Here is a 4500-nt window from a genome sequence, read left to right on the forward strand (position 1 = left end):
CCCCGGCGCCGTGGCCGAACGGAACGGGCGGCGTCCGACGGGAGGCGTCTGACGGCCATAGCGCGTGTCTGACGGGCGGAAACCGCCCGCGGGCCCGATGGTTTCCAGGCCGTTCCAGGATGGGTTCCGACGATCCGTTCATGTCATGGTGGCGGAGCGGAATCCGCTGGCCGCGAGGACGCCCCGAATCGATAGATATTAAAAGGTGGCCGTGGATCAGGTGTCAGACAGAAGCTGACAACGGGCGCCCTTCGGCGTCTGCGCGGCACCGAAAGGCGCCGGGCCGACACCTCCCGGGCGCCGGGAAGCCGCCTTCTGTACGTGGAAGGGACGTCGAATGCAAGACACCGAGCGCGTGACGCTGAGGCTGCCGGTCGCGGACCTCCAGCTCCTCGACATGTTCATCGAGAGCGGGGAGTTCGGCAACCGGAGCGAGGCGATCCGCCGGGCCATCAAGGACTTCGTCCGCACCCGTGCGGCCGACGTCAAGGCTGGCCTCGAGGCGCGCAAGAGTCTGCAGGACGCGTTCCTCGAGCTCGAGACCCTCAAGGCCCAAGTCGAGGCCCAGAAGGCGAAGCTCGACCACCTCATGCGTACCTAGGCCTCACGCCAAGGGATGGGCCCGCCGCAAGGCGGGAAAGGGATGCAACAGCCGGAGCCCGCACAGCTCCAACCTCCACCCGGTCCAGGGTGGGCTCTCGGGGCAGAGCCACAGGGGTCGAAAGATCCCATGCCCCAACGGAACACACGGAGTGATGGGATGCAGTCGTTGATCGCGAGCGCGGTGGGTTACCAGCCTCCGCAGGAACAGCAGGCGCAGGAATCTGACTTCGAAGCGTTCGGCGAGCCCAGGATCGTCGTCGTGGGCTGCGGCGGCGCGGGCAACAACACGATCAACCGCCTGCACAAGCTCGGCGTGCGCGGCGCCGAGACGATCGCCATCAACACGGACAAGGTCCACCTCGACATCATCGAGGCGGACAAGAAGCTCCTCATCGGCAAGTCGATCACCCGCGGCCTCGGCGCCGGTGGCGCGCCCGAGATCGCCGAGCGCTGCGCCGAGATGGCGCAGGGCGCCCTCGAGGAGCTCCTCGACGGCGCGGACCTCGTGTTCGTCACCGCCGGCATGGGCGGCGGCACGGGTACCGGCTCGGCCCCGATCGTCGCGAAGACCGCGAAGAAGAACGGCGCGATCGTGATCGGCATGGTCTCCACGCCCTTCAACGTCGAGCGCGCCCGCCTCGTCAAGGGCGAGGACGGCCTCAACAAGCTCCGCAAGGAGGCCGACACGGTCATCGTGCTCGACAACAACCGCCTCCTCAAGTACGTCCCGAACCTGCCCATCGACCAGGCCTTCAGCGTGATGGACGCGCTCATCGCCGAGACGGTCAAGGGCATCAGCGAGACGATCACCCAGCCCTCGCTCATCAACCTCGACTACGCCGACGTCCGCACCATCATGGGCTGCGGCGGCGTCGCGGTCATGCTCTACGGCGAGGCCAAGAGCACGGACCCCAACAAGGTCGTGCACGAGGCGCTCAACCACCCGCTCCTCGACGTCGACTACCGCGGCGCGGGCGGCGCCCTCGTCCACATGACGGGCGGCCCCGACCTCACGCTGAGCGCGGCCGAAGCCGTCGCCCAGGCGCTCACCTACGAGCTCGACTCGAAGGCGAACGTCATCTGGGGCGCCCGCATCATGCCCGAGTTCGAGGGCCGGCTCCGCGTCATGGCCATCATGACCGGCATCCACAGCCCGCAGATCATCGGCAAGCCCGCCGACGGCCGCGCGCAGGCGAACGGTCCCAAGGTGACGGAAGCCAAGACGGACAAGCCGTCGAACGGCTTCAAGAACCTCGACCTTCCCTGGGTCGGCTGAACTCGCGACGAACTGAACGAACCGCCTCCGATCGCCTGGGTTCGAGGTTCGATCCCGGACCCAGGCTTCGCGGACTCCGGTCCGCAGCAACCGCGCCCGGTTCGCGCCGGGCTCGAACGGGACAAGGAAGTCCCCACCTCACAGTGGCTCCATCACTTCCTTCCTTCCCCCTCATTGGTCGGCTGATCACCGGTTCGGTGAGGGAGACTGGAAGCCTGTGCCGGGGGCCGGGGCTCGCGATCCCGGCCCGCCGGACGAACCACACGACGCGACCGCTCCCGGCGGATGGGCGCCCGCCGGTGAAGGAACCCTGCTCAGCGGGGTACGCCCCGCGGCGTCCTTGACGACGGGACGACTGATGGATGGGAATGCACACCCGTCCCAGGGACGCCGCGCCAACACGCGAACCGCCGGGTCATGCCGGCGATCGCGCATCGAACAGTCTCCCCCCGAATCGGGCGGATTCCGACCCCGCCCGATTCAACCCTTCACGCCGCCCGCGCGCTTGTCCGCGGCGGCTCCTTGCTGCGCCACGCCGGCGTCTCGCCTTTCGCCTTGGGAGGGGCGCGCGTCGGATCTCGGGACCGGGGACCGGGTGGGAAGTCCGGGAACGTGCGCGCGGTTCAATTTCGCGCGGCGAGGTCGAAACTGCGCCTCGCTCCTGCGCGGTGGAGCAAGGAGTGCCATGCGCACGCCCCGGCTCACCCGAGCACGAGGTCCGCGACCTCGCCGAGATCGAGGGGCTTCTCGATGCCGGCGTCCGCGCGCTCGCGCACAACCGGCGCGAGCCACGAGACGGCGACGGCCCACCCGACGCGCTCGAAGACGGGGATGTCGTTCGTCCCGTTGCCCACGTGGACGACGCGCGCGGGATCGATCCGCTTCGCCGCGAGGTAGCGCGCGAGGTTCGCCCACTTGTCGAACGCGGGATGCGCGTCAGCCGTCACGCGGCCGTGGCGGACCGCCGCGTCGGTGCAGACGACGTGGTCGACGCCGAAGTCGAGCGTGTGCTCCGCGAGGAAGCGCGGCTGGTCCGTCGTGACGATGACGCCGAGGCCCGCCTCGTGCAGGCGCTCGACGGCGCCGACGATGCCGGGCGTCCACGCGTCGGACTTCGCGAGCGCCTCCCGCATGGGCGCGACTTCGCGGCCCACGAAGTACGCGAAGTCGTGGTGGAAGGCCTCTTCGAGCGTCATCTCGCCGGCGACGTACCTGCGGTAGCTCTCGAGGAGCGGCGCTCCGAAGCCGAGCGCGTCCGCGACGACGTTGAAGATCGCGGGATGCACGAGCGTCCCGTCGAGGTCGAAGCTCACGAGGGCGAGGTCCTTCGGGCGCGGGCGCGTCAAGAGCGCACCTCCGCGAGGAGCGCGCACGCGGCGCACGTCGCGCCGCTTGCGGGCTCGCCGCACGCGAGGCACGGCCTGAGCGCATCCGCCGCGCCTGCGAAGCGCGCGGCGAGCAGGTCGGCCATGCGGTCGTAGCCCGCCACGAGCGCGTGCCGCGTTCCGGGCTCCTTCGCCTCGAGGTCGAGGAGGAGGTCGCGGTAGCGTCCGCGTGTCGCCTCCGTCGAATACGGGCACTCGCCGTCGTGGTATTCCAGGCCCTCGAGGATGGCGAAGAGCGCGACCTCCCGCTCCGGGATCGCCCGAAGCGGCATGAGGCGCGGAACGAGACCGGGTTGGACGCGCCGGTGCGGGCCGAGGCGGGCGAGGCGCTCGACGTCCCCCTTGAGCGTGTTCATCAGGATGGTCTGCGCGGTGTCGTCGAGGTTGTGTCCGGTCGCGAGATGGGTCGCGCCCACGGCCTTCGCCGCATCGTTGAGGCTCCTGCGGCGAAGCACGCCGCAGTACGCGCACGGGAGGCGGTCGCGCGGCGTCGCGACGATGCCATCCATCGTGACGCCCGCGACGTCGCGGTACGCGACGCTCTTCCATGCGACGCCGAGCCGCTCGGCCGCGCGGCGGGCGATCGCGAGCGCGGGCGGCCGGTAGCCTTCGATGCCTTCGTCCACGCTCACGGCGACGAGCTCCACGTCGCGGCGGTCCCGGAACACCTCGGCGAGGAGGTGGAGGGCGACGATCGAGTCCTTGCCGCCCGAGACGCCGATCGCGATGCGGCTCCCCGCGGGATACGGGCCCTGGCGCCGGACCTCGCGCTTGACGCGTCGCCGGGTGAACTCGCGGAAATGGTCGCCGCAGAGGTGCTGCCCGCTGTAGCGGAGGAACGCGGCGGAGGGCCGGGTGCACCGGTCGCAAGCCTGCGGAGGCACGTTCGCCGATGGCGTCCCCCGGGTCATGAACGTGTCGGGGATCCTACGACGTCGGGGTCTCGCGGCGGACGAGCCACCGCACGACGAGCGCGAGCGCGCCCCCCGCAAGGAGGGGGGTGAGGAGGACGAGGGCGAGGGAGGCGACGAGGAGCGCGAGCGGATCCATGGACCCCCCATGGGCGTCGCGACGCCACAAGACCTCCGGAAGGGTTCGGCGGGCCCCCAACACCCGTGACCCGGGGGCCCGGGGCACCGGGGGTCAGTGGGTGAAGAGCCACACCCAGGCGAGGGTCATCGCCGCGCCGACGACCCCGAGGAGGACGAGGAGGAGCGTCTCGCCGCGGCGGGAAGG

The 4500-nt window shown here is 70.5% G+C and carries 5 protein-coding genes; 2 read left to right on the forward strand and 3 right to left on the reverse strand.

Annotation, left to right across the window (positions count from 1 at the left end; genetic code table 11):
- The first annotated feature begins 337 nt into the window (after positions 1–337).
- The gene (locus VM889_07475; GenBank protein ID HVL48379.1) at positions 338–601 is read left to right on the forward strand and encodes a ribbon-helix-helix domain-containing protein; all 264 of its coding nucleotides are present in this window, start codon (positions 338–340) and stop codon (positions 599–601) included.
- A gap of 159 nt (positions 602–760) precedes the next feature.
- The gene (ftsZ, locus tag VM889_07480; protein HVL48380.1) at positions 761–1879 is read left to right on the forward strand and encodes a cell division protein FtsZ; all 1119 of its coding nucleotides are present in this window, start codon (positions 761–763) and stop codon (positions 1877–1879) included.
- Between the two features lie 701 nt (positions 1880–2580).
- Here ftsZ and VM889_07485 read toward each other — a convergent pair.
- Genes VM889_07485 through VM889_07495 form a run of 3 tightly spaced genes read right to left on the reverse strand, consistent with a single transcriptional unit; the run spans position 2581 to position 4314 of the window.
- On the reverse strand, positions 2581–3225 hold the full coding sequence (locus tag VM889_07485; protein ID HVL48381.1) for a haloacid dehalogenase-like hydrolase: 645 nt from the start codon (positions 3223–3225) through the stop codon (positions 2581–2583).
- On the reverse strand, positions 3222–4148 hold the full coding sequence (locus tag VM889_07490) for a TIGR00269 family protein (GenBank protein ID HVL48382.1): 927 nt from the start codon (positions 4146–4148) through the stop codon (positions 3222–3224). Before VM889_07490 ends, VM889_07485 begins: the two co-directional genes overlap by 4 nt.
- Before the next feature lie 43 nt (positions 4149–4191).
- Positions 4192–4314, reverse strand: coding sequence for a hypothetical protein (locus VM889_07495; GenBank protein HVL48383.1), 123 nt, complete (start codon positions 4312–4314; stop codon positions 4192–4194).
- Positions 4315–4500 lie beyond the last annotated feature (186 nt).

It is taken from the genome of Candidatus Thermoplasmatota archaeon (genome assembly GCA_035540375.1).
GTDB lineage: Archaea > Thermoplasmatota > SW-10-69-26 > JACQPN01 > JAJPHT01 > DATLGO01.

Bases quoted from the DNA above. Each gene is read 5' to 3' on its own strand.
- VM889_07475 (HVL48379.1), top strand. From the start codon at position 338: ATGCAAGACACCGAGCGCGTGACGCTGAGGCTGCCGGTCGCGGACCTC.
- ftsZ (HVL48380.1), top strand. From the start codon at position 761: ATGCAGTCGTTGATCGCGAGCGCGGTGGGTTACCAGCCTCCGCAGGAA.
- VM889_07495 (HVL48383.1), bottom strand. From the start codon at position 4,314: ATGGATCCGCTCGCGCTCCTCGTCGCCTCCCTCGCCCTCGTCCTCCTC.